Origin of the sequence: Phenylobacterium sp. LjRoot219, assembly GCF_964252995.1 — a bacterium.
GTDB lineage: Bacteria > Pseudomonadota > Alphaproteobacteria > Caulobacterales > Caulobacteraceae > Phenylobacterium.
Window position 1 is genome coordinate 2183242 of sequence record NZ_CAXUQI020000001.1, and the last position, 19094, is coordinate 2202335.

Here is a 19094-nt window from a genome sequence, read left to right on the forward strand (position 1 = left end):
TGAATGCGTTGTTGGACGGGGTTCACAGCTTGTATTCGAGCGTGAACCAGAACTTGGTGCGGGCCGGCGGCGGGGTGGCGGTGCCCACCGGCACCACGTTGTCGCGTTCGAAGTCGGCGTACTTCAGCGCCACGGTCAGCTTCGGGGTGATGGCGGCCTGGACCTGGGCGTCGAGCTCGCGACCGAGGCTCGCGCCGGTCCGCTGGTCCTCGAACCAGTGGTAGCGAACGATGATGTCGGTGTTGAAGAAGTAGGTCCGCTTGAAGCGCGGCTTGGCGTTGAAGGTGACGTTGAAGTCTTTCAGCCCGTCGACGAACCCCTTGTTGCCGCCGAGCGGCTGGACGAAGGCGTCAGCCCAGCCCTGGAAGGCGTGGGTGGTGGCCAGCGGCGTGGTGAAGCCGCGGAAGCCGTTCCCCTCGAGGTGCTCGTAGGAGACCTTGGCGCTGTAGATGTCGAAGGTGCCGGTGAGGTCGCCGCCCCAGTAGTCGAGGTCGTACTTCTCGGTGTTGTGGCGCCAGTCGCTCTGCCGCGCGTAGGTGGCGTTGTAGGCCAGCTGGTAGAGGCCGATCCAGGCCTTGCCCGAGGCCTTGGCCCCGTAGGTGATCGAGGTGTTCTGCCGAGAGTTGTCGAAGTCCAGCGCGTAGACGAAGCCCTGCAACCGCAGTTGCTCGGCGTAGGACCAGGTCAGGTTCGCCAGGTGGCTGTCAGAGTTCCAGTCCTTCTCCTCGCCGAGGATCCGGTTGACGTGGTTGACATAGGCGTAGGTGAACTTGAAGCGCTGCCACGCGGTGTCGAGCCGCAGGGCGTCGAAGGTCTGCTCGTCCTGGCGCCAGCCGACGTTGCCGATGAAGCGCTGGTCGTCGATCAGGATGCGCTGGCGGCCGAGCGTGGCGCTCAGCATCGCGCTCGGCGTCCAGCTGAGCTGCAGCCGGTTGAGCTCAGTCACCTTCGGATCGTTGACCAGCGGAAACTTGGCCTTGTCGGCGCCGTTCAGCGGCGGCGTCGTCGCGCCGGGCACGTTCACGGCGTAGCGCTCCGGCCCCCACAGCCGGACGTCCTCGAACTCGATCAGCCCGCGCAGGCCGTTCCACTCCGCGGTCTCCCAGCCCAGCCGGGTGCGCACCGTGGGGGCCTCGGCGTTCTTGGTGAGCACCGCGGTCTTCTTCTGGTCGACGAACTCGTAGCGGGCACGCACCTCGAGCAGCAGCCGGCCGGCGGCGATCGCCTCGCTGATCGTCGGCGCCGCCACCGGGGCGGCCATGGGCTCCGGCGCCGCCGGTTCCGCAGCGGTCGGCGCGGGCGCGGCGCCCTCCTCGAACCCGTCCGCGGCCCCCGGCACGGCTTCGCTCGCCGGCGCCGGCGACAGGTCGGTGGTCTGCGCCTGGGCCAGGCCCCCCCAGGCCAGCGCGGCCCCGGCTGCGCTCGCCACGAGCGCGGTCTTCAATCGATTCAAGGCTCTATCCCCCAAGCCAAAAAAAAGCGCCCGCCGGGGCTTTTGAGCCCCGTGCGGACGCCGGTGTCCGAATGATCTCGGCGCTCACGGCGCGCCGAAGGCCTTTGTGTGCTGACGGTTGCGGGACGACGTTGCCCCGCGATCGCGAGGCGATGCCGCCACGCCGCCGCTTGCGCTGCAACGCACCATCGCAGCTGCAACACCAAAACCGCTGCTATGCGTTGGAATTGCTCAGCCTGGGGGCGCCCACCTTCCTGGCGCCGCACAAATTGCGCGCAGAAACCCGACTTCAGAAACCCGAATGGCGGCGCACACGGCCAGCCCACCCGCCCCAGAACGCGCAATAATTACGCATCGGCGAGCCTTCGGAATCGGCGTGGTCACAATTCAAGCGGACGCCGAAAGCCGTCCTGGCGAGTCGGACGGCCGCTTTCAGCGCGCGCGATCTCCGCTGCAGCGCCGCAAAGGCAGGCTGCAGGAGAGACCCGAAGCGGAAAAAGGAAGTGGCGCCGCGCTAAGCGCGGGCGAGACGGCCGAGCGTGAAGCTCGCGGCGTAGGCCTGGGCGTCGCCCAGCCGGAAGGTGCGGCCGTCGGCGAACCCTGTCGCGGCCTCCGGCGCGGCGGCCTGCGGCCAGCCCAGGTCGGCGGCCGCCTGATTGTACAGATCCAGCCGGTAGACCTGCGCGGCCACCGCCGCAACGTCCAGGTCGCGCGGCGCCTGACCCCAGCGCATCATCTGGCTGAGCAGCCAGCCCGCCTGCACCGGCAACGGCGCATTGGCGGCGTCGCGATGGAAGGTGGTGGTCGGCAGCGAGCGGACGATGCTGGCCGCCGGCGCGCCGATATGGTCCGGTCGGGCGAGCAGTTCGGCCAGTTCCGGGCGATTGTCCGCCTCGTCGGCCCAGGCTGCAGCCTTCAGCAGGGCGCGCAGCAGCGCCTGCAACGTGTCGGGATGGCGTCGCGCCCACTCGGCGGTGACGCCGAGGATCTTTTCCGGCCCGTCGCGCCAGATGTCGAAGGCGCGGAAGGCGACCTCGCCCAGCCCCTCGTCCTCGGCCACCGCGCTCCAGGGCTCGCCGGCGCAGAACCCGTCGAGTTCGCCGGCCGCGAGCTTGCTGGCCATGCGCGACGGCGGCGCCACGGTGATCCGCACGTCATGGTCCGGATCGATCCCGGCCTCGGCCAGCCAGTAGCGCAGCAGGTAGCTGTGCGTCGAATAGGTGAACACCACGGCGAACACGAGCGGCGGCTCGCCCTGCGCGCGCCGTTGGGCGATCAGCCGCGCAAGGCCCGCCTGCCGCGATTCGCCCGGCTCCATCCCCGCGGTCAGCCGGCGCGACAGCGCGAAGGCCGCGCCGCTGCGGTTCAACGCCATCGGCGCGATCATCGGCTGCGGATCGCCGCCCATGCCCAAGGTCGTCGCCAAGGCGATCGGCGCCAGCATGTGGGCCCCGTCCAGCGCGCCGGCGGCCACCTTGTCGCGCACCGTCGCCCACGAGACCTCGCGGCTCAGCCGGACGTCCACCCCCTCGGCGTCGAAGAAGCCTCGCTCCTGCGCCACGATCAGCGGCGCCGCATCGTTCAGCGGCACGAAGCCCAGCTTGAGTTCGCCCGCCCCGCTCACGCTCCGTCCCCCTTCAACACGCCTGCGAACGCCAGCAGGTCGGCCGCCACCGCCCCCAGCGGCCGTCCCGTGTCCATCGACAGCTTGCGGAGCAGTTTGTAGGCCTGCTCCTCTTCGAGCCCGCGCTCCTTCATGAGCAGCGCCTTGGCCCGTTCGACCGTCTTGCGCGACGCCAGGTCGGCCTTGGCCTTTTCCAAATCCTGCCTCAGCTGGTGCATCAGTCGAAAGCGGCTCATCGCCACCTCGAGAATCGCCCGCACCCGGTTGGGCGCCAGGCCATCGACGATGTAGGCGGCGACCCCGGCCCGCACGGCGGCCTCGGCCACGCCCGGCTCCGAGCGGTCGACGAACATCACCACCGGCCGCGGGTTGTTGACGCTGGCGTCCTGCAGGCTCTCCAGGGTGTCCCGGTCCGGGCTGTCGGCGGCGACCACCACGACATCGGGCTCGAACACCGCCGCCTCGTGCTCGTCGAACACCGTCGCCTGGCGCACCTCGAGCGGGTGCACGCCAGCCAGGCCCTCGACGACCAGGGCCGCGCGGGCAGGATCGGGATCAACCACCAAGACTCGCATACTGGGGCCGACTAAGCGCAGGTACCGACGATACGCCGAGGCCTCTCAGCACGCCAACGCGCAGCTGCACCAATGAGCGCAAATAATAGGCGCCCAGCTGAATATTTGCGCAGCAGGCGCCGCCGGATCCGTCCGGAAGCTGCACTGCGGCTGAACCCCCGATGAACACCTGCGCCCGGGGACGTTCAGGCACGCCCGCCTAGGCTGCGCTGGACACCTGAGGAGACCGCAGATGAAAAAGCTTCTCTTGCCCGCCCTGGCGCTCGGCGCTGCCTTGGTCGGCGGCGCGGCGATGGCCCACCCGTATGACCACCATGGCGGCTACCGCGACGGCTACCATGACCGCCGCAGCTACCGCCGCGACAGCGACCGCGACGGCGTGCCGGATCGGGTGGAATGGAACCGCGACCGCGACCGCGACGGCCGCCCGGACCAGTGGGACCGCTACGACAACCGCCGCCACCGCCATCACCGCGACCACTACTACTCGTCGCGCTACGAGCGGCCGTACTCCGGCTATCGCTACTAGGCGCGCCATCTGGGCGGGGATCCTCCCCCTCTCCTCGCCTGCCATCCCGGCCTTTCGCGCGCGCGGAAGGCCGGGATTTTCTTTTCCCGTGCGGTCCTCCCCCGTTAGGGGGAGGTGGCCAAAGGCCGGAGGGGGTTGAAGGCCGCAACACCGGGGGTGTGAACCCCCTCACCCGCTTCGCGGGAGCTCCCCCTGAGGGGGAGCATCTTCAGGCGGCGATGCCGCCCATGCGCTTGATGTTGCAGTGGGCCCAGAGCTTTTCCATCGCCCGGGCCAGGTCGTCGATCATCGCATCGGTGTGCGCCGGCGATGGCGTGAAGCGCAGCCGCTCGCCGCCCTTCGGCACCGTCGGATAGTTGATCGGCTGCACGTAGATCCCGTGGTCGGCCAGCAGGATGTCGCTGATCAGCTTGCAGTGGGTAGCGTCGCCGACCAGCACCGGGACGATGTGGCTGACCGAGGACTCCATCACCGGCAGCCCGGCCTGGACCAGCCGGGCCTTCAGCGCCGCGGCGCGCGCCTGGTGCGCCTGGCGCACCTCGTCGTGCTCTTTCAGCCAGCGGATCGAGGCCGCCGCGCCGGCCGCCAGCGCCGGCGGCAGCGAGGTGGTGAAGATGAAGCCGTCGGCGTAGCTGCGGATCGCGTCGATGATCACCGCGTCGGCGGCGATGTAGCCGCCCATCACCCCGATCGCCTTGCCGAGCGTGCCCTCGACGATGTCGATCTGGTCCATCACGCCGTCGCGCTCGGCGACGCCGGCCCCGCGCGGGCCGTACATGCCGACCGCGTGCACCTCGTCGATGTAGGTCAGCGCCCCGTACTTCTTGGCCAGCGCCACCGTGCCGGCGATGTCGGCGATGTCGCCGTCCATCGAATAGACGCTCTCGAAGGCGATCAGCTTCGGCGCATCGGCCGGGGCCTCGGCCAGCAGCTCCTCGAGGTGCGCCAGGTCGTTGTGGCGGAACACCTTGCGCTGCGCCTTCGCGCCGGCGCGGATGCCGCTGATCATCGAGTTGTGGTTCAGCGCGTCGGAGAAGACGATCAGCCCCGGCAGGATCTTGTACAGCGTCGACAGCGTCGCCTCGTTGGAGACGTAGCCGGAGGTGAACAGCAGCGCCGCTTCCTTGCCGTGCAGGTCGGCCAGCTCGGCCTCCAGCTCGACGTGGTAGCGGGTGGTGCCGGAGATGTTGCGGGTGCCGCCGGAGCCGGCCCCGGCTTCCGCCAGCGCCTGGGTCATGGCGTCCAGCACCACCGGGTTCTGGCCCTGCCCGAGATAGTCGTTGGAGCACCAGACCACGACCTCCTGGGTCGTCCCGTCGGCCTTGGTCCAGGTCGCCCGCGGAAACTCACCGCGGTGACGCTTCAGGTCGGCGAACACCCGATAGCGGCCTTCGCTGCGGACCTGGTCCAGCGCAACCCGGAATGCGTCTCTGTAATCCATCCGACCTATGCGATCCGCGCCGGAGCGTTCGACTATCGCGCTCGCAGCGGGATTCCCATGCAATTGCGGGGCTTTTCGCACCGTGCGCCGACGTTGTCCATAAGCGCGGCCGACGCCGACGCCGCTGGAGTCCGGCTCGCGTTTCGCCCCAGACCTATTTCAGCTTTCCGAAGCTTATCGCCTCAAGGCAGCGGCGACCAGACTTCGCTTGGCGGCAGCGGGGCGAAGATCTCGTCCAGCAGCCCTTCGCTCACCTCTTCCAGGGTCGGCGGATTCCAGCGCGGCGCATTGTCCTTCTCGACGATCACCGCGCGGACGCCCTCGATGAAGTCCGGCCGACGCGTCACCCGGCAGGCGATGCGGTACTCCAGCTCCATGTTCTCAGCGAAGGACTTGAACTGCGCGCCCAGCTGCAGCTGCCGGAAGGCGACCTTGACGGTCTGCGGCGACTTGGTGGCCAGCACCTCCAGCTGCTGGCGCGCCCAGTCGCTGTCGGCGGCTTTCAGCGTCGCGACGATCGCCTCGACGCTGCCTTGCGAGAACATCTTGGCGATCTCGTCCTGGTGCGCGGCCAGCGGCGGTCGGCCGGCGTCGCCCTCGAACTCGGTCAGCAGGCGCTCGACCGCCGCCGGCTCGGCGACGATGGCGGCCTTCAGCTCCTCCAGCCGGGCGCTCTCGACAAAGTCGGTCGCCACCCCGACCAGCTCGCAGTCGGCGGCCTTGATGCGCGCGCCGGTCAGCGCCAGCCAGATGCCGATGTGGTCGGGCATCCGCGGCAGCCACCAGCCGCCGCCGACGTCCGGGAACAGGCCGATGCCGGTCTCCGGCATGGCGTAGGTGGTCCGCTCGGTCGCGACCCGGTAGGTCGCCGGCATGGAGATGCCGACCCCGCCGCCCATGACGACGCCGTCGATGAAGGCGGCGATCGGCTTCTTGTAGCGGACCATCAGCTCGTTGAGCCGGTACTCGACGAAGAAGAACTCGCGCGCCGCGCGCCCGTCGCCGCCGGCGCTGTCGTAGAGCACCCGGATGTCGCCGCCGGCGCAGAAGCCGCGCTCGCCGGAATGGTCGATCATCACCAGCTCGACCGCCGGATCGTCCTGCCAGGCCAGCAGGGCGTCGGTCATCAGCTGGCACATGTTCAGGGTCAGCGAATGCAGCGCCTTCGGGCGGTTGAGCGTCAGCCGCCCGACCTTGCCTTCGACGCGGACCAGGATCTCCGCTTCGCTCACGTCAGCCTCGCTTATTGCCGGAACAGCTCGCGCGCGATGATCACGCGCATGATCTCGTTGGTGCCTTCGAGGATCTGGTGGACGCGCAGGTCGCGCACAATCCGCTCCAGCGGATAGTCCTTCAGATAGCCGTAGCCGCCGTGCAGCTGCAGCGCCTGGTTGGCGACCTCGAAGCCGATGTCGGTGGCGAACCGCTTGGCCATGGCGCAGTGCTTGGTCGCCTCGGGCGCCTTGCTGTCCATCGCGAAGGCCGCGCGGCGCACCATCAGCTGGGCCGCGTCGAGTTCGGTGGCCATGTCGGCCAGCCGCCACTGCAGGCCCTGATTGTCCTTCAGCGGCTGGCCGAACTGCTTGCGGGTCTCGAGATAGGCCTTGGCGGTGTCGAGCGCGAACCGCGCCCCGCCCAGCGAGCAGGAAGCGATGTTGACGCGGCCGCCGTCGAGCCCGGCCATGGCGAACTTGAAGCCATCGCCCTCGGCGCCGATGCGGTTGGCCTCGGGGATGCGGCAGTCGTCGAAGTTGACCTGGGCGGTCGGCTGGGCGTTCCAGCCCATCTTCTTTTCCTGGGCGCCGTAGGACAGCCCCGGCGTCCCCTTCTCGACCACGAAGGCCGAGATGCCCTTCGGCCCCGGACCGCCGGTGCGGGCCATCACCACATAGACGTCCGAGACGCCGCCGCCGGAGATGAAGGCCTTCGAGCCGTTCAGCACGTAGCCGTCGCCGTCCTTCACCGCTTTGGTCGCCAGCGAGCCGGCGTCGGAGCCGGCGCCCGGCTCGGTCAGGCAGTAGCTGGCGATCCGCTCCATGCTGGTCAGGCTCGGCAGGAACCGCTGGCGCAGCTCCTCGGAACCGAACCGGTCGATCATCCAGCCGGCCATGTTGTGGATCGACAGGAAGGCTGCCGTCGCCACGTCGCCGTAGGACAGCTCCTCGAAGACGATCTGCGCCTCCATCCGGCCAAGGCCCGAGCCGCCGACGTCCTCGCCGATGTAGATCCCGGCCAGTCCCAGGGCCGCGGCTGCGCGCAGCGCCTCGACCGGGAAGACCTTGTCCTCGTCCCAATGCGCCGAATGCGGCGCCAGCTCGCTCGCGGCGAAACCGCGCGCCATGTCCTGGATCGCGCGCTGATCTTCGGTGAGATTGAAATCCATTGCGCCGCACTGATGCGACGGTTCCGGCCTGTCAACAAGGAACTCTTGCACCGCCTCCTGGGAAGGTTCACCACGCCGCCATGAGCAAAGCCCCCCTCGCCGCCTACCCCGCTCTGCGCCTGCGCCGGCTGCGCCAGGCCGACTGGATTCGCCGCCTGGTCCGCGAGACCGCGCTCGCGCCCTCCGACCTGATCTGGTCGATGGTGGTGCATGAGGGCGAGGGCCAGGTCCCGGTGGCCTCGATGCCCGGGGTCTCGCGGCTGTCGCTGACGGACGTCGCCGCGGCGGCCAAGGAAGCCCGCGCGCTGGGCATCCCGGCGATCGCCGTCTTCCCGCACATCGACGGGGCCAAGAAGGACGCGACCGGCTCGCAGGCGAACGACCCGAACGGGCTGATCGCGCGGGCGGTGAAGACCATGAAGGACGCCGCCCCCGAGGTCGGGATCATGTGCGACGTGGCGCTCGATCCGTTCACCGACCACGGCCACGACGGAATCATCCGCGACGGCCGCATCCACAACGAGGCGACCATCGAGCGGCTGGTCGAACAGGCGCTGATGCAGGCCAAGGCCGGCTGCGACATCCTCGCGCCCTCGGACATGATGGACGGCCGCTGCGGCGTCCTGCGCCAGGCGCTGGAGGCCGAGGGCCTGACCGAGGTGATGATCATGTCCTATGCGGCCAAGTACGCCTCGGCCTTCTACGGTCCGTACCGGGACGCGATCGGTTCGGGCAAGCTCGGGACCGGCGGCGCGCCGGCCGACAAGAAGACCTATCAGATGGACCCGGCCAACCGGCAGGAGGCGCTGCGCGAGGTGGCCCTCGACCTCGCTGAGGGCGCCGACATGGTCATGGTCAAGCCCGGCCTGCCCTATCTCGACATCGTCCGCGACGTCGTCGAGGCGTTCCAGGTCCCGACCTTCGCCTACCAGGTGTCCGGCGAGTACGCGATGCTGATGGCCGCCGCCCAGAACGGCTGGCTCGACGAGGAGCGCGCGATCCTGGAGTCGCTGAGCGCTTTCAAGCGCGCCGGCTGCGCCGGCGTGATCACCTATTTCGCGCCCCGCGCGGCGCGGCTGCTGGGGGCTTAGGCTCAAAACACCCGCTCATCCCGGCGATGGCCGGGACCCAGATGAAGGGCGCCGAGAGGCAGGCGTCCCGCCCCTCGCGGTTTCGCGTGCCAGCGCTCAGGCTGGACCTGGATCCCAGCCTTCGCCGGGAGAGCGGGGTTTGTCAGGCCGCCGCGCGCTGTTCGCGCAGCAGTTCGCCGAGGATCGCCAGCCCGCGCTCGGCCGCCTCCGGCGCGGCCAGGCTGAAGTTGAGCCGCATGGCCGAGCTCGCGCCGCCCTCAGCCAGGAAATGGCCGCCGGGGGTGAACAACACATTGCGCTCGAGCGCGCGGCGCAGCAGCGCCTGGGAGTCCAGGCCGCCACGCAGCGTCACCCAGAAGAACAGCCCGCCCGGCGGCGAACGCCAGTCGGCGACGTCCCCCAGGTGCCGCCGCAGCGCCGCATCGAAGGCGTCGCGCTTCTGGCGATAAGACTCCACCACCTGGGCCATCCGCGCCGCGCGGTCGGGCGCGGCGAGGTACTGCAGCACCATCCACTGGCTGAGCCGATTGGTGTGCAGGTCGGCCGCCTGCTTCAGCCGGACCAGCAGGGGAAACAGGTCCTCTGAGGCGGCGAGAAAGCCGAGCCGCAGCCCCGGCGCCACGGTCTTGGAGAACGAGCTCTGGTAGATCCACGAGGCCTGTTTGAGGCCCGCCACCGCCGGACGTCGCTCGCACGGCTCATAGACCAGGTCGCGATAGGGATCGTCCTCGAACAGGATGACGTCATGCCGGTCGCAGGCGTCGGCCAGCGCCTGACGCTCGTCGCCGGTCCAGCAGAGGCCGCTGGGGTTCTGGAAGGTCGGCGTAACGTAGGCCAGCCGCGGCGCCTCGGTGGCCCAGCCGCCGCCTGGCTGCGCCCGGTCGAGGATCTCGAAGCGGGCGCCGAAGAAGCGGAAGACCTGCAGCGCCGCGAGATAGGCCGGTTGCTCGACGGCGATCGCCGCGCCGGCGTCGACGACCAGCTTGGCGGCCAGATCGATGCCCTACTGCGAGCCCGAGAGCACCAGCACCCGCTCGGGCGCAGCATCGACGCCGAGCGCGCGCAGCTCCTCGGCGATGCGGGCGCGCAGCTCCGGCTCGCCCTCGGTCGGGCCGTACTGCATCAGCGCCCGCGGGGCCTGCGGGGTCTCAAGACCGGCGAAGGTCTCCGGCGACGGCAGCCCGCCGGCGAAGGAGATCACCTCCGGGCGCAGCGCCACCTCCAGCATCTCGCGCACCGGCGAGGCGTGCAGATCGCGGGTTCGGGTCGACAGGCGCGCCATGGGCTCCTCGCATAACGTCAAGATCATTGACCTATCGACTTGTTAAGCGGGGGCGCCTATCACGTCAATATGGTTGACCAAAAACGCCAGGACGAGCTGCGCGGCGCGATCGAGCTGATCTACTTCGCCTATCGCGGCTTCACCGACCGGCCCGACCGCATTCTCGAGCGCCGCGGCCTGGGACGGGTCCACCACCGGATCCTCTACTTCATCGGCCGGCGGCCGGACGTCTCGGTCCGCGGGCTGCTCGACCTGCTGGCGGTCAGCAAGCAGGCGCTGAACGCGCCGCTCCGCCAGCTGATCGAGATGAACCTAGTCAGCGCCGTGGCCGACCCGAGCGACCGGCGGATGAAGAACCTGCGGCTGACCGCCGAGGGTCAGCGGCTGGAAGCCGAGCTCACCGGCGCCCAGATGCGCCACCTGCAGACCGCCTTCGAGCGCGCCGGCGTCGATCAGGAGGCCGGCTGGCGGCAGGTGATGGGCGAGCTGGCGAGCGGCGAAACGCCCCCTCCGTCTCACGCCTGACGGCGCGATCCACCTCCCCCCGTTCCGTGGTGGAGCTATCCGCGAAGCGGACTGAGGGGGCGTTCAGCGCCTAGGCCAGGAAGTAAGCGCTCGTCCCCATCCCCGGCAGTTCGCGGGTGTCCACATAGCGGAAGCCGAGCTTCTCCAGCACCCGCTGCGAGGCACGGTTGTCCGGGTCGGTGATGGCCGCGAGCTTCGGCAGGCGGATCACCTCACGCACATGCCGGAGCACCGCGGCCGCCGCCTCAGTGGCGTAGCCCTGGCCGGAATGCCGATCGAGGAAGGCGTAGCCGAGATCCGGGCTGTCGAGCACCTCGCGCTCGATCAGGCCGCACATGCCGAGCGGCTCGCCGGCGGCGTCGCGCACGATCAGCCAGAGGCTCTGGCCGAACCGCTCGCGAATATAGGTCCGGGCGTCGTCCAGCGAGCGGACGCCGCGGTCGCCGATGTTGCGGATCCAGCCCGGATCGTTGAGCAGCGCCAGCACGAACGCCGCGTCGCTCTCGACCACCGGCCCCAGGGTCAGCCGCGCGGTGCGCAGCTCGACCATTCAGGGCTTCTCCAGCCGCGCCACCAGGCTGGAGGTGTCCCAGCGCGACCCGCCCAGCTGCTGAACTTCGCCGTAGAAGCCGTCGACCAGCCGGGTCATGTCCAGCGCCGCGCCGTTGCGCGCCGCCTCGTCGAGCACTAGGCCCAGGTCCTTGCGCATCCAGTCCACGGCGAAGCCGAAGTCGAACTTGTCCTCGCTCATGGTCTTCCAGCGGTTGTCCATCTGCCAGGACTGCGCCGCGCCCTTGGAGATCGCCTCGTAGACGGCCTGCGGGTCGAGGCCGGCGCGCTTGCTGAAGTGCAGCGCCTCGGCCAGGCCCTGGACGACGCCGGCGATGCAGATCTGGTTGACCATCTTGGTCAGCTGGCCAGAGCCGACCCCGCCCATCAGCCGCAGGGCCTTGGCGTAGACCTCGAGCACGCTTTGCACCCGCGCGAACACACCCGGGTCAGCACCGCACATGATCGTCAGCTGACCGTTCTCGGCGCCGGCCTGTCCGCCGGAGACCGGCGCATCGACGAAGGCGCGGCCGCCTTCGGCGGCCTTTTCGGCCATCTCGCGCGCCACCACCGCCGAAGTGGTGGTGTGGTCGACCACCACGGCGTTCGCCGGCAGCGCGGTCAGCGCCTCGGTCACCACCGTGCGCACGTCGTCGTCTGCGCCGACGCAGAGCAGGAACACCTCGGCCTCCCGCGCAGCCTCCGCGACGGTCGGCGCGGCCCGGCCGCCATAGGTCTCGACCCAGCGTGCGGCCTTCTCGGGGCTGCGGTTGTAGACCACCACCTCATGGCCGGCCCGGGCGAGGTGTCCCGCCATCGGAAAGCCCATCACGCCCAGCCCTGCGAACGCCAGCTTCATCGCCACAGATCTCCGCTCGTCCCCACGCACACGCCATCTTAACGGCCGCGCGCGCACCCTGCCCTCTACCAGCCTAGAACAGGGTAAACCATGGCCGTCGGCGGCGAGCAGACGATCGTCATCAAGAAGATCAAGAAGGGCGGCGGCGACGGCCACCACGGGGGCGCCTGGAAGGTCGCCTACGCGGACTTCGTCACCGCCATGATGGCCTTCTTCCTCCTGATGTGGCTGATCAACACCACCTCGCCGGAGCAGAAGCGCGGCATCGCCGACTACTTCGCCCCGGCCAGCGTCTCGGATTCCACCTCCGGCTCCGGCGGCATTCTGGCCGGCACCGCGCTCGGCTCCGACGGGGCCAAGGCCGCCGGCACCAGTTCGGTGATCGAGGAGCTGTCGCCACAGGCGCGCGACCCCGACGAAGGCCGCAGCACCGAAGGCGCCAAGGCCGCGGTCAGCGAGGACACCTCCACCGAATCGCTGCGCGAGGCGCTCAAGCGGCGCGACGACGCCGCCTTCGCCTCCGCCGCCCAATCGCTGCGCCAGGCGCTGCAGGACATGCCGGAGCTGGCGGAGCTGTCGAAGAACATCATCATCGATCAGACGCCGGAAGGCCTGCGCATCCAGCTGGTCGACCAGGAAGGCCGCTCGATGTTCACCGAGGGCTCGAGCCAGCCGAACGACCGCGCCAAGCTGCTGCTGCGCGCCATCACCAAGGTGATCAATCAGCTGCCGAACCGCATCAGCATCTACGGCCACACCAGCGCCAGCCCCGGCGGAGCCAAGGCCGAGGGCGACTGGACCCTGTCGGCGTCCCGCGCCGACGCCTCGCGACGGATCCTGCAGAGCGCCGGCGTAGATCGCGATCGAATCTATCAAGTGGCGGGGAAAGCGACCTCCGAACCGCTGTATCCGGATGATCCGATGCTGCCCGGCAACCGCCGGATCGCCATCGTGTTGTTGCGTGAGGCGCCGGTGCTTCCGCCGTCGCCGGCTCTCTGATCTGGAGCCTTGCGATCCGCCTTGCGCAAGCGCCCCGCATGCCCCCTAATCAAGGCGAACAGGGTTAAAGGCGGCCGCAGTCCGTGACGCAGCATTTTGCGACAAGACAGCTCAGGTTCTTCCTGACTGCGCCGTCTCCCTGCCCCTATCTGCCTGATCGCTTCGAGCGGAAAGTCTTCGCCCACCTGCCGCTGACCGACGGGGCGACGGTCAACGACAGCCTCACCCAGGTGGGCTTCCGCCGGTCGCAGAACATCGCCTATCGCCCGGCATGCGAGGCCTGCAACGCCTGCATCTCCGCACGGTTGCCGGCGCTGGATTATGTGTTCGGCCGCTCCGAGCGGAAGGTGCTCAACCGCAACGACGACCTCGAGCGCCACCTGGTCGAGGCCGAGGCGACGATGGAGCAGTTCGACCTGCTCCGGCGCTACCTGACGGTGCGTCACGCCGACGGCGGCATGGCCGAGATGACCTGGCCGGACTACGTCGCCATGGTCGAGGACACGGCGGTCCGCACGCACATCATCGAATACCGAATGAAGTCGAAGGACGGCGGCCCCGGCCAGCTGATCGCCTGCGCCCTGGTCGACCTGATGGGCGACGGGCTGTCGCTGGTCTACAGCTTCTACGACCCGACGCAGCGGCGGCGCAGCCTCGGCTCCTTCATCATCCTCGACCACATCATCCAGGCCAGCCTGACCAACCTGCCCTACGTCTATCTGGGCTATTGGGTCCGGGGCTCGGAGAAGATGGACTACAAGGTCCGCTTCTCGCCGATCGAGCTTCTGAAGCCGGAGGGCTGGAGCCTGATGGCCAGCCGCGACTTCAAGCCGCCGCCGGAAGGCTGACCGCCCTATAGGCGCTCCGAACCGCGAGCTCTGCCTGTGAATGCCGGGGACAGCCGCGCGGGCGCGGTGGCGCGCCGCGGGTCCGCCCCCTAGATTGCCACGGTGACCGTTCTCCTCGCATCCGGCGCATGACCCAGCAGCTTCGCCTGAGGCTTCAACGCCCCGCGCGCCATACGCGCGACGAGTTCATCGTCGGCGCCTCCAATGGCGCGGCGGTGGCGGCGCTCGACAGCTGGCCGCGCTGGCCAGGCGGCTGCCTGGTGCTGGTCGGCCCGGAAGGCGTCGGCAAGACTCACCTGGCGCGGGCCTGGGCGGCTGAGACCGGCGCGGCGGGGCTGGCGCGCGAAGCCCCGGACCTGGCCCTCGCCGACGGCCGGCCAGTGCTGCTGGAGGACGTCGACCAAGGCGTTCCGGCCGAGGCCCTGTTCCACCTGATCAACCTCGCCGCCCGCGACGGCGGCGGCCTGCTGATGACCGCGCGCGCCCGGCCGACGGCCTGGGCCGCCGAGTTGCCGGACCTGCGCTCGCGGCTGAACGCCCTGTTCGTCGCCGAGATCGAGGCGCCGGACGACGTGGTGCTGGAGGGCGTGCTGCGGAAGTTCTTCCGCGCGCGCAGCATCCGACCGCCGGAACAGGTCTTCCCCTATCTGCTGCAGCGCATGGCGCGCTCCATTCCCGAGGCCGAGGAGGTGGTTCGGCGGATGGACGAGGCGGCCGAAGGACCGATTTCGCGGCTGCTGGCGCGAACGGTGCTTGAGGACGAGTCTCAAAACCTTGATCTTTTCGAGTGAAGATTGCCAGCCCACGGAACGAGCGGTTCACTAGCGGATCCAGGCCGGGGCTAACGGAGCTTCCTCGATGACTTTTGTCGCGCCCATCGCCTCGGACTCCCCCGTCGCCGAGCGCGCGACGAGCGATGACCCCGCGGCCCTGGCCCGCTCGCCGGAGCGGTTCTTCAATCGCGAGCTTTCCTGGCTGTCGTTCAACCGCCGCGTCCTGGCCGAGAGCAAGAACCCGCGCCATCCGCTGCTGGAGCGGCTGCGCTTCCTGGCGATCTCCGCCAACAACCTCGACGAATTCTACATGGTCCGGGTCGCCGGCCTGAAGGCGCAGGTGCGCGAAGGCGTGCGCGTGCTCAGCCAGGACGGGCTCACGCCGGCGGAGCAGCTCGAGCGGGTCAACGCCGAGGCCGCCGACCTGATGGGCGACCAGCAGCTGCGCTGGCGCCAGCTGTACAGCGAACTCGCCTCCGAAGGGCTGCGGCTGGTCAGCCCGGGCGAGGTCACCGAGCGGGAGAAGGCGTCGCTGGAGGAGGTGTTCGCCGCCCAGCTGTTCCCGGTGCTGACGCCGCTGGCCATCGACCCGGCGCACCCGTTCCCGTTCATCCCGAACCTGGCCTTCTCGCTGGTGCTGAAGCTGAAGCGCCACAGCGACGGGCGGCTGCTCTACGCCCTGGTGCCGATCCCGGCTCAGGTGGCGCGGTTCTGGGAGCTGCCGCGCGCCGGCCGGCGCAAGGCTGAGCGCCGCTTCCTGTCGCTGGAAGGCTTCCTGGTCCTGTTCCTCGACCACCTGTTCCCCGGCTGCGAGGTCGAGGGCCAGGGCGTGTTCCGGCTGATCCGCGACTCCGACGTGGAGATCGAGGAAGAAGCCGAGGACCTGGTCCGCGAGTTCGAGGCCATGCTCAAGCAGCGGCGCATGGGTTCGGTGGTCCGCGTCGAGATCGAAGCCGCCATGCCGGAGGAGCTGCGCGGCTTCATCAGCGGGAACCTGCACGCCCAGCCCGAGGACATCATCCTGATCGACGGCCTGCTGGGCCTCGACGAGCTGTCGCAGCTGATCCCGCCCGACCGGCCGGAGCTGAAGTTCAAGCCGTTCGAACCGCGCTTCCCCGAGCGGATCCGCGACCACGGCGGCGACTGCTTCGCGGCGATCCGCGAGAAGGACATCCTGGTCCACCACCCGTTCGAGAGCTTCGACGTGGTGGTGCAGTTCGTGCGCCAGGCCGCGCGCGACCCCAATGTGCTGGCGATCAAGCAGACGCTGTACCGCACGTCCAAGGACAGCCCGATCGTCGCCGCCCTGATCGAGGCGGCCGACATGGGCAAGAACGTCACCGCCGTGGTCGAGATCAAGGCCCGCTTCGACGAGGAGGCCAACCTCAAGTGGGCGCGCGACCTGGAGCGGGCCGGCGTCCACGTCGTCTTCGGCTTCGTCGAGTACAAGACCCACGCCAAGCTCTCGACGGTGGTCCGGCGCGAAGGCGATTCCCTGCGCACCTACTGCCACTTCGGCACCGGCAACTACCACCCGATCACGGCGCGGATTTACACCGACCTGTCGCTGTTCACGACCGATCCGGCGATGGGCCGCGACTCCACCCGCCTGTTCAACTTCGTCACCGGCTACGCCCAGCCCGACCGGCTGGAGAAGCTGTCCTTCTCGCCAGTGACCATGAAGCGCGACCTGCTGACGCTGATCGCCCGCGAGGCCGAGCACGCCCGGGAGGGCAAGCCCGCCGGCATCTGGGCGAAGATGAACTCGCTGGTCGACCCGCAGATCATCGACGCGCTGTACGACGCCAGCCGGGCCGGCGTGGACATCCGGCTGGTGATCCGCGGCATCTGCTGCCTGCGCCCGGGCGTCGCCGGCCTGTCCGAGAACATCCAGGTGAAGAGCATCATCGGCCGCTACCTGGAGCACGGCCGGATCGTCGCCTTCGCCAACGGCGCGGCGCTGCCCTCGTCGGAGGCGCGGCTGTTCATCTCCTCGGCCGACTGGATGCCGCGCAACCTCGACCGCCGGGTCGAGGCGCTGACGCCGATCGAGAACCCGACGGTGCATCGGCAGGTTCTCAATCAGATCATGGTGGCCAACCTGCGTGACGAAGCTCAAAGCTGGACCCTGGACAGCGAGGGCCGCTATACGCGGGACCCGGCCTGGGACCATCCGGACGCCTTTTCGGCGCATGAGTATTTCATGACCAATCCCAGCCTGTCGGGACGAGGCCAAAGGGTGAAGGACATGCCGCGCGCGATCGAAGATGTGGCTCCGCGCAGCTAGTCGCCCGGAGGCGCGGCAGGCCGCCGTCATCGACCTCGGATCGAACTCCGTCCGCCTGGTGATCTACCGGGTCGAGGGCCGGGCGATCTGGACCATCTTCAACGAGAAGGCGCTGGCCGGGCTCGGCCGCGACCTGCCGGTCACCGGCCGCCTCTCCACCAATGGGGTGGAGGTGGCGATGAGCGCCCTGCACCGCTTCCGCGCCCTGCTGAACGGCTGGGAGGGCGACGACATCACCGCGGCGGCCACCGCGGCGGTGCGCGAGGCCGCCGACGGCCAGACCTTCCTGCGCCGCGTGAAGGACGAAACCGGCCTGACCGTGCGCGTGCTGTCCGGCGAGGAAGAGGCGCGCTATGCGGCGCTCGGCGTTCTGGCCGGCGACCCAAGCGCCGAGGGCGTGGTCGGCGACCTGGGCGGCTCGAGCCTGGAGCTGGTGCGTCTGACCGACGGCGCGCCGCAGGACGGCGCGACCCTGGCGCTCGGCCCGTTTGCGCTCGGCGCGCCCCGCGCCCTCGACATCGACCGCACGCGGCGCGCCATCGAGGCCGAGCTCGGCCCGGTCAGCGGCCGGTTCCGTGCCCGCAACTTCCATGCGGTGGGCGGCGCGTGGCGCAACCTCGCGCTGCTGCACATGGAGATGGCCAACTATCCGCTGCGGGTGGCGCATCAGTACGAAATGAGCCGGGCCGACGCGATGGAGGTCGCGCGCTTCGTCGAGCGGCTGTCGAAGTCCTCGCTGGAGCGCATCCAGGGGCTGTCGAAAAAGCGCTTCGACACCCTGCCCTACGCCGCCCTGGTGCTGGAGGCGCTGATCGAACGCCTCGGCATCGAGCGGGTGGTGATCTCCGCCTACGGCGTGCGCGAGGGCCTGCTGCTGGAGGCGATGGACCCCGAGGTGCGCGCCCGCGACCCGTTGCTCGAGGGCTGCGAGGCGCTGACCGCCGTACGCGGCCTCTCGCTGGATCTCGGCGCGGCGCTGGAAGCGTGGCTGGCGCCGGTGTTCGCCCAACTGCCGCCGGTGTTCGGCGGCCGCGACGCCGTGCTGACCGCCGCCGCCTGCCGCCTGGCCGACATCGGCGCGCGGCTGCACCCGGACCATCGCGCCGACATCGCCTTCGAAGAGGTGCTGCGCGCGCCCATTCCCGGCATGAACCACGCCGAGCGGGCCTTCCTCGCCTGCGCCGCGTTCTCGCGCCATTCGGCGGCGGCGACCACGCCGGACGCCGCGACGGTCAACCGCCTGCTGACGCCTGAGCGGCGGCAACGCGCCCGCGCGCTCGGCGCGGCGGTGCGGCTGGGCTGCGACCTGTCCGGCCGCAACGCGCAACTGCTCTCCCAGGCGACGCTGTCGATCGACGGCGACCGGCTGCGGTTGAAGGCCAAGCCCGGCTGGGAGGACATGCTGCTCGGCGAACAGACCGCCAAGCGCGCCCAGACGCTCGCAGCAGCGCTGCGGCTGCGGCTCGAGCCGGCCTAGGACAAAAGGCGGCGCCGGAAACCGGACGCCGCCTTCACCAGATCCGTTGGGAAGATCTGCACACCGAGCCGGACGTCGGCTGGCGCCGAAGCGCCACGCCGTCCGCGATCCCCTGCGAACCGGAAGGCGCTGGTCGCCCCGAGCCCTCCAGCCGCCGGAACCGTCTGCCCGCTTGACGCCCGATACCGGTGCGCCGCGCCGCAGCCCTCGTTGCCGGCGGAAGGTTGATCCAATGCGCCGCGGCGGCAAGAGACCGGCGTTACGTCAGGCGGCAGGATCTGTGGGCAAACCTGTGCAAGACCGGTGGACGCCCTGGGGGCGATCACAAAAACCGCAACGACGGCCGCGACTTAGGTTTTCACCAGCAGATCGCGGCCGCGTTAACCCGGACGCAGCAAA

At 69.7% G+C, this 19094-nt stretch carries 18 protein-coding genes; 8 read left to right on the forward strand and 10 right to left on the reverse strand.

Features of this window, described 5'->3' with window-relative positions:
- Positions 1-22: 22 nt before the first annotated feature.
- The 3 genes from ACSQ14_RS10715 to ACSQ14_RS10725 form a co-directional block, all read right to left on the reverse strand.
- Positions 23-1453 (reverse strand): alginate export family protein, encoded by a 1431-nt coding sequence (locus ACSQ14_RS10715; protein ID WP_436012496.1) that lies wholly within the window; start codon positions 1451-1453, stop codon positions 23-25.
- A gap of 514 nt (positions 1454-1967) precedes the next feature.
- The gene (locus tag ACSQ14_RS10720) at positions 1968-3077 is read right to left on the reverse strand and encodes a CmpA/NrtA family ABC transporter substrate-binding protein (protein WP_436012498.1); all 1110 of its coding nucleotides are present in this window, start codon (positions 3075-3077) and stop codon (positions 1968-1970) included.
- Positions 3074-3640 carry an ANTAR domain-containing response regulator gene (locus ACSQ14_RS10725; protein WP_436012500.1) on the reverse strand — a complete coding sequence of 189 codons (567 nt, stop codon included), beginning with the start codon at positions 3638-3640 and terminating at the stop codon, positions 3074-3076. Before ACSQ14_RS10725 ends, ACSQ14_RS10720 begins: the two co-directional genes overlap by 4 nt.
- 244 nt (positions 3641-3884) lie before the next feature.
- On the opposite strand from ACSQ14_RS10725, the gene ACSQ14_RS10730 reads away from it, so the two are divergent.
- The gene (locus ACSQ14_RS10730; RefSeq protein ID WP_436012502.1) at positions 3885-4181 is read left to right on the forward strand and encodes a hypothetical protein; all 297 of its coding nucleotides are present in this window, start codon (positions 3885-3887) and stop codon (positions 4179-4181) included.
- A gap of 208 nt (positions 4182-4389) precedes the next feature.
- Here ACSQ14_RS10730 and hemA read toward each other — a convergent pair whose 3' ends face one another.
- From hemA to ACSQ14_RS10745, 3 genes are all read right to left on the reverse strand, one after another.
- Positions 4390-5622 carry a 5-aminolevulinate synthase gene (gene hemA, locus ACSQ14_RS10735; RefSeq protein WP_436011926.1) on the reverse strand — a complete coding sequence of 411 codons (1233 nt, stop codon included), beginning with the start codon at positions 5620-5622 and terminating at the stop codon, positions 4390-4392.
- 182 nt (positions 5623-5804) lie between these two features.
- The gene (locus tag ACSQ14_RS10740) at positions 5805-6854 is read right to left on the reverse strand and encodes an enoyl-CoA hydratase/isomerase family protein (RefSeq protein WP_436012504.1); all 1050 of its coding nucleotides are present in this window, start codon (positions 6852-6854) and stop codon (positions 5805-5807) included.
- Positions 6855-6865: 11 nt separating this feature from the next.
- Complete coding sequence (locus ACSQ14_RS10745) at positions 6866-8005, reverse strand: acyl-CoA dehydrogenase family protein (RefSeq protein WP_436012506.1); 1140 nt, start codon at positions 8003-8005, stop codon at positions 6866-6868.
- 80 nt (positions 8006-8085) lie between these two features.
- Here ACSQ14_RS10745 and hemB point away from each other — a divergent pair, with 80 nt between their 5' ends.
- On the forward strand, positions 8086-9096 hold the full coding sequence (gene hemB / locus ACSQ14_RS10750) for a porphobilinogen synthase (protein ID WP_436012508.1): 1011 nt from the start codon (positions 8086-8088) through the stop codon (positions 9094-9096).
- 142 nt (positions 9097-9238) lie between these two features.
- Here hemB and ACSQ14_RS10755 read toward each other — a convergent pair whose 3' ends face one another.
- Positions 9239-10096: a PLP-dependent aminotransferase family protein gene (locus ACSQ14_RS10755; protein ID WP_436015401.1), complete on the reverse strand. Its 858-nt coding sequence runs from the start codon at positions 10094-10096 to the stop codon at positions 9239-9241.
- A 3-nt stretch (positions 10097-10099) separates the two neighbouring features.
- Entirely contained in the window at positions 10100-10378 is a 279-nt protein-coding gene (locus ACSQ14_RS10760; protein ID WP_436012510.1) for a hypothetical protein, read from the reverse strand.
- Between the two features lie 69 nt (positions 10379-10447).
- Here ACSQ14_RS10760 and ACSQ14_RS10765 point away from each other — a divergent pair, with 69 nt between their 5' ends.
- On the forward strand, positions 10448-10903 hold the full coding sequence (locus tag ACSQ14_RS10765; RefSeq protein ID WP_436012512.1) for a MarR family winged helix-turn-helix transcriptional regulator: 456 nt from the start codon (positions 10448-10450) through the stop codon (positions 10901-10903).
- A gap of 70 nt (positions 10904-10973) precedes the next feature.
- Here the strand turns inward: ACSQ14_RS10765 and ACSQ14_RS10770 are convergent, their stop codons facing one another.
- Both ACSQ14_RS10770 and ACSQ14_RS10775 read right to left on the reverse strand, forming a co-directional pair.
- On the reverse strand, positions 10974-11453 hold the full coding sequence (locus ACSQ14_RS10770) for a GNAT family N-acetyltransferase (RefSeq protein ID WP_436012514.1): 480 nt from the start codon (positions 11451-11453) through the stop codon (positions 10974-10976).
- Entirely contained in the window at positions 11454-12311 is an 858-nt protein-coding gene (locus ACSQ14_RS10775; protein WP_436012516.1) for an NAD(P)-dependent oxidoreductase, read from the reverse strand. It lies immediately after the preceding gene.
- A gap of 90 nt (positions 12312-12401) precedes the next feature.
- On the opposite strand from ACSQ14_RS10775, the gene ACSQ14_RS10780 reads away from it, so the two are divergent.
- The 5 genes from ACSQ14_RS10780 to ACSQ14_RS10800 all read left to right on the forward strand — a co-directional run bounded on the left by ACSQ14_RS10780 (position 12402) and on the right by ACSQ14_RS10800 (position 18695).
- Positions 12402-13310 (forward strand): flagellar motor protein MotB, encoded by a 909-nt coding sequence (locus tag ACSQ14_RS10780; RefSeq protein ID WP_436012518.1) that lies wholly within the window; start codon positions 12402-12404, stop codon positions 13308-13310.
- A gap of 83 nt (positions 13311-13393) precedes the next feature.
- A complete protein-coding gene (locus ACSQ14_RS10785; RefSeq protein WP_436012520.1) occupies positions 13394-14158 on the forward strand; it encodes an arginyltransferase in 765 nt (254 codons plus the stop codon).
- Between the two features lie 128 nt (positions 14159-14286).
- The gene (locus tag ACSQ14_RS10790; protein WP_436012522.1) at positions 14287-14949 is read left to right on the forward strand and encodes a chromosomal replication initiator DnaA; all 663 of its coding nucleotides are present in this window, start codon (positions 14287-14289) and stop codon (positions 14947-14949) included.
- 67 nt (positions 14950-15016) lie between these two features.
- Positions 15017-17218, forward strand: a complete 2202-nt coding sequence (locus tag ACSQ14_RS10795; RefSeq protein ID WP_436012524.1) for an RNA degradosome polyphosphate kinase — start codon at positions 15017-15019, stop codon at positions 17216-17218.
- Positions 17199-18695 (forward strand): Ppx/GppA phosphatase family protein, encoded by a 1497-nt coding sequence (locus ACSQ14_RS10800; protein ID WP_436012526.1) that lies wholly within the window; start codon positions 17199-17201, stop codon positions 18693-18695. Before ACSQ14_RS10795 ends, ACSQ14_RS10800 begins: the two co-directional genes overlap by 20 nt.
- Positions 18696-19094: the final 399 nt, after the last annotated feature.

Excerpts from the sequence above, each read along its gene's own strand:
- ACSQ14_RS10730 (WP_436012502.1), top strand. The coding sequence starts at position 3,885 with ATGAAAAAGCTTCTCTTGCCCGCCCTGGCGCTCGGCGCTGCCTTGGTC.
- hemA (WP_436011926.1), bottom strand. The coding sequence starts at position 5,622 with ATGGATTACAGAGACGCATTCCGGGTTGCGCTGGACCAGGTCCGCAGC.
- ACSQ14_RS10745 (WP_436012506.1), bottom strand. The coding sequence starts at position 8,005 with ATGGATTTCAATCTCACCGAAGATCAGCGCGCGATCCAGGACATGGCG.
- hemB (WP_436012508.1), top strand. The coding sequence starts at position 8,086 with ATGAGCAAAGCCCCCCTCGCCGCCTACCCCGCTCTGCGCCTGCGCCGG.
- ACSQ14_RS10760 (WP_436012510.1), bottom strand. The coding sequence starts at position 10,378 with ATGGCGCGCCTGTCGACCCGAACCCGCGATCTGCACGCCTCGCCGGTG.
- ACSQ14_RS10765 (WP_436012512.1), top strand. The coding sequence starts at position 10,448 with ATGGTTGACCAAAAACGCCAGGACGAGCTGCGCGGCGCGATCGAGCTG.
- ACSQ14_RS10770 (WP_436012514.1), bottom strand. The coding sequence starts at position 11,453 with ATGGTCGAGCTGCGCACCGCGCGGCTGACCCTGGGGCCGGTGGTCGAG.
- ACSQ14_RS10775 (WP_436012516.1), bottom strand. The coding sequence starts at position 12,311 with ATGAAGCTGGCGTTCGCAGGGCTGGGCGTGATGGGCTTTCCGATGGCG.
- ACSQ14_RS10780 (WP_436012518.1), top strand. The coding sequence starts at position 12,402 with ATGGCCGTCGGCGGCGAGCAGACGATCGTCATCAAGAAGATCAAGAAG.
- ACSQ14_RS10790 (WP_436012522.1), top strand. The coding sequence starts at position 14,287 with ATGACCCAGCAGCTTCGCCTGAGGCTTCAACGCCCCGCGCGCCATACG.
- ACSQ14_RS10795 (WP_436012524.1), top strand. The coding sequence starts at position 15,017 with ATGACTTTTGTCGCGCCCATCGCCTCGGACTCCCCCGTCGCCGAGCGC.
- ACSQ14_RS10800 (WP_436012526.1), top strand. The coding sequence starts at position 17,199 with ATGTGGCTCCGCGCAGCTAGTCGCCCGGAGGCGCGGCAGGCCGCCGTC.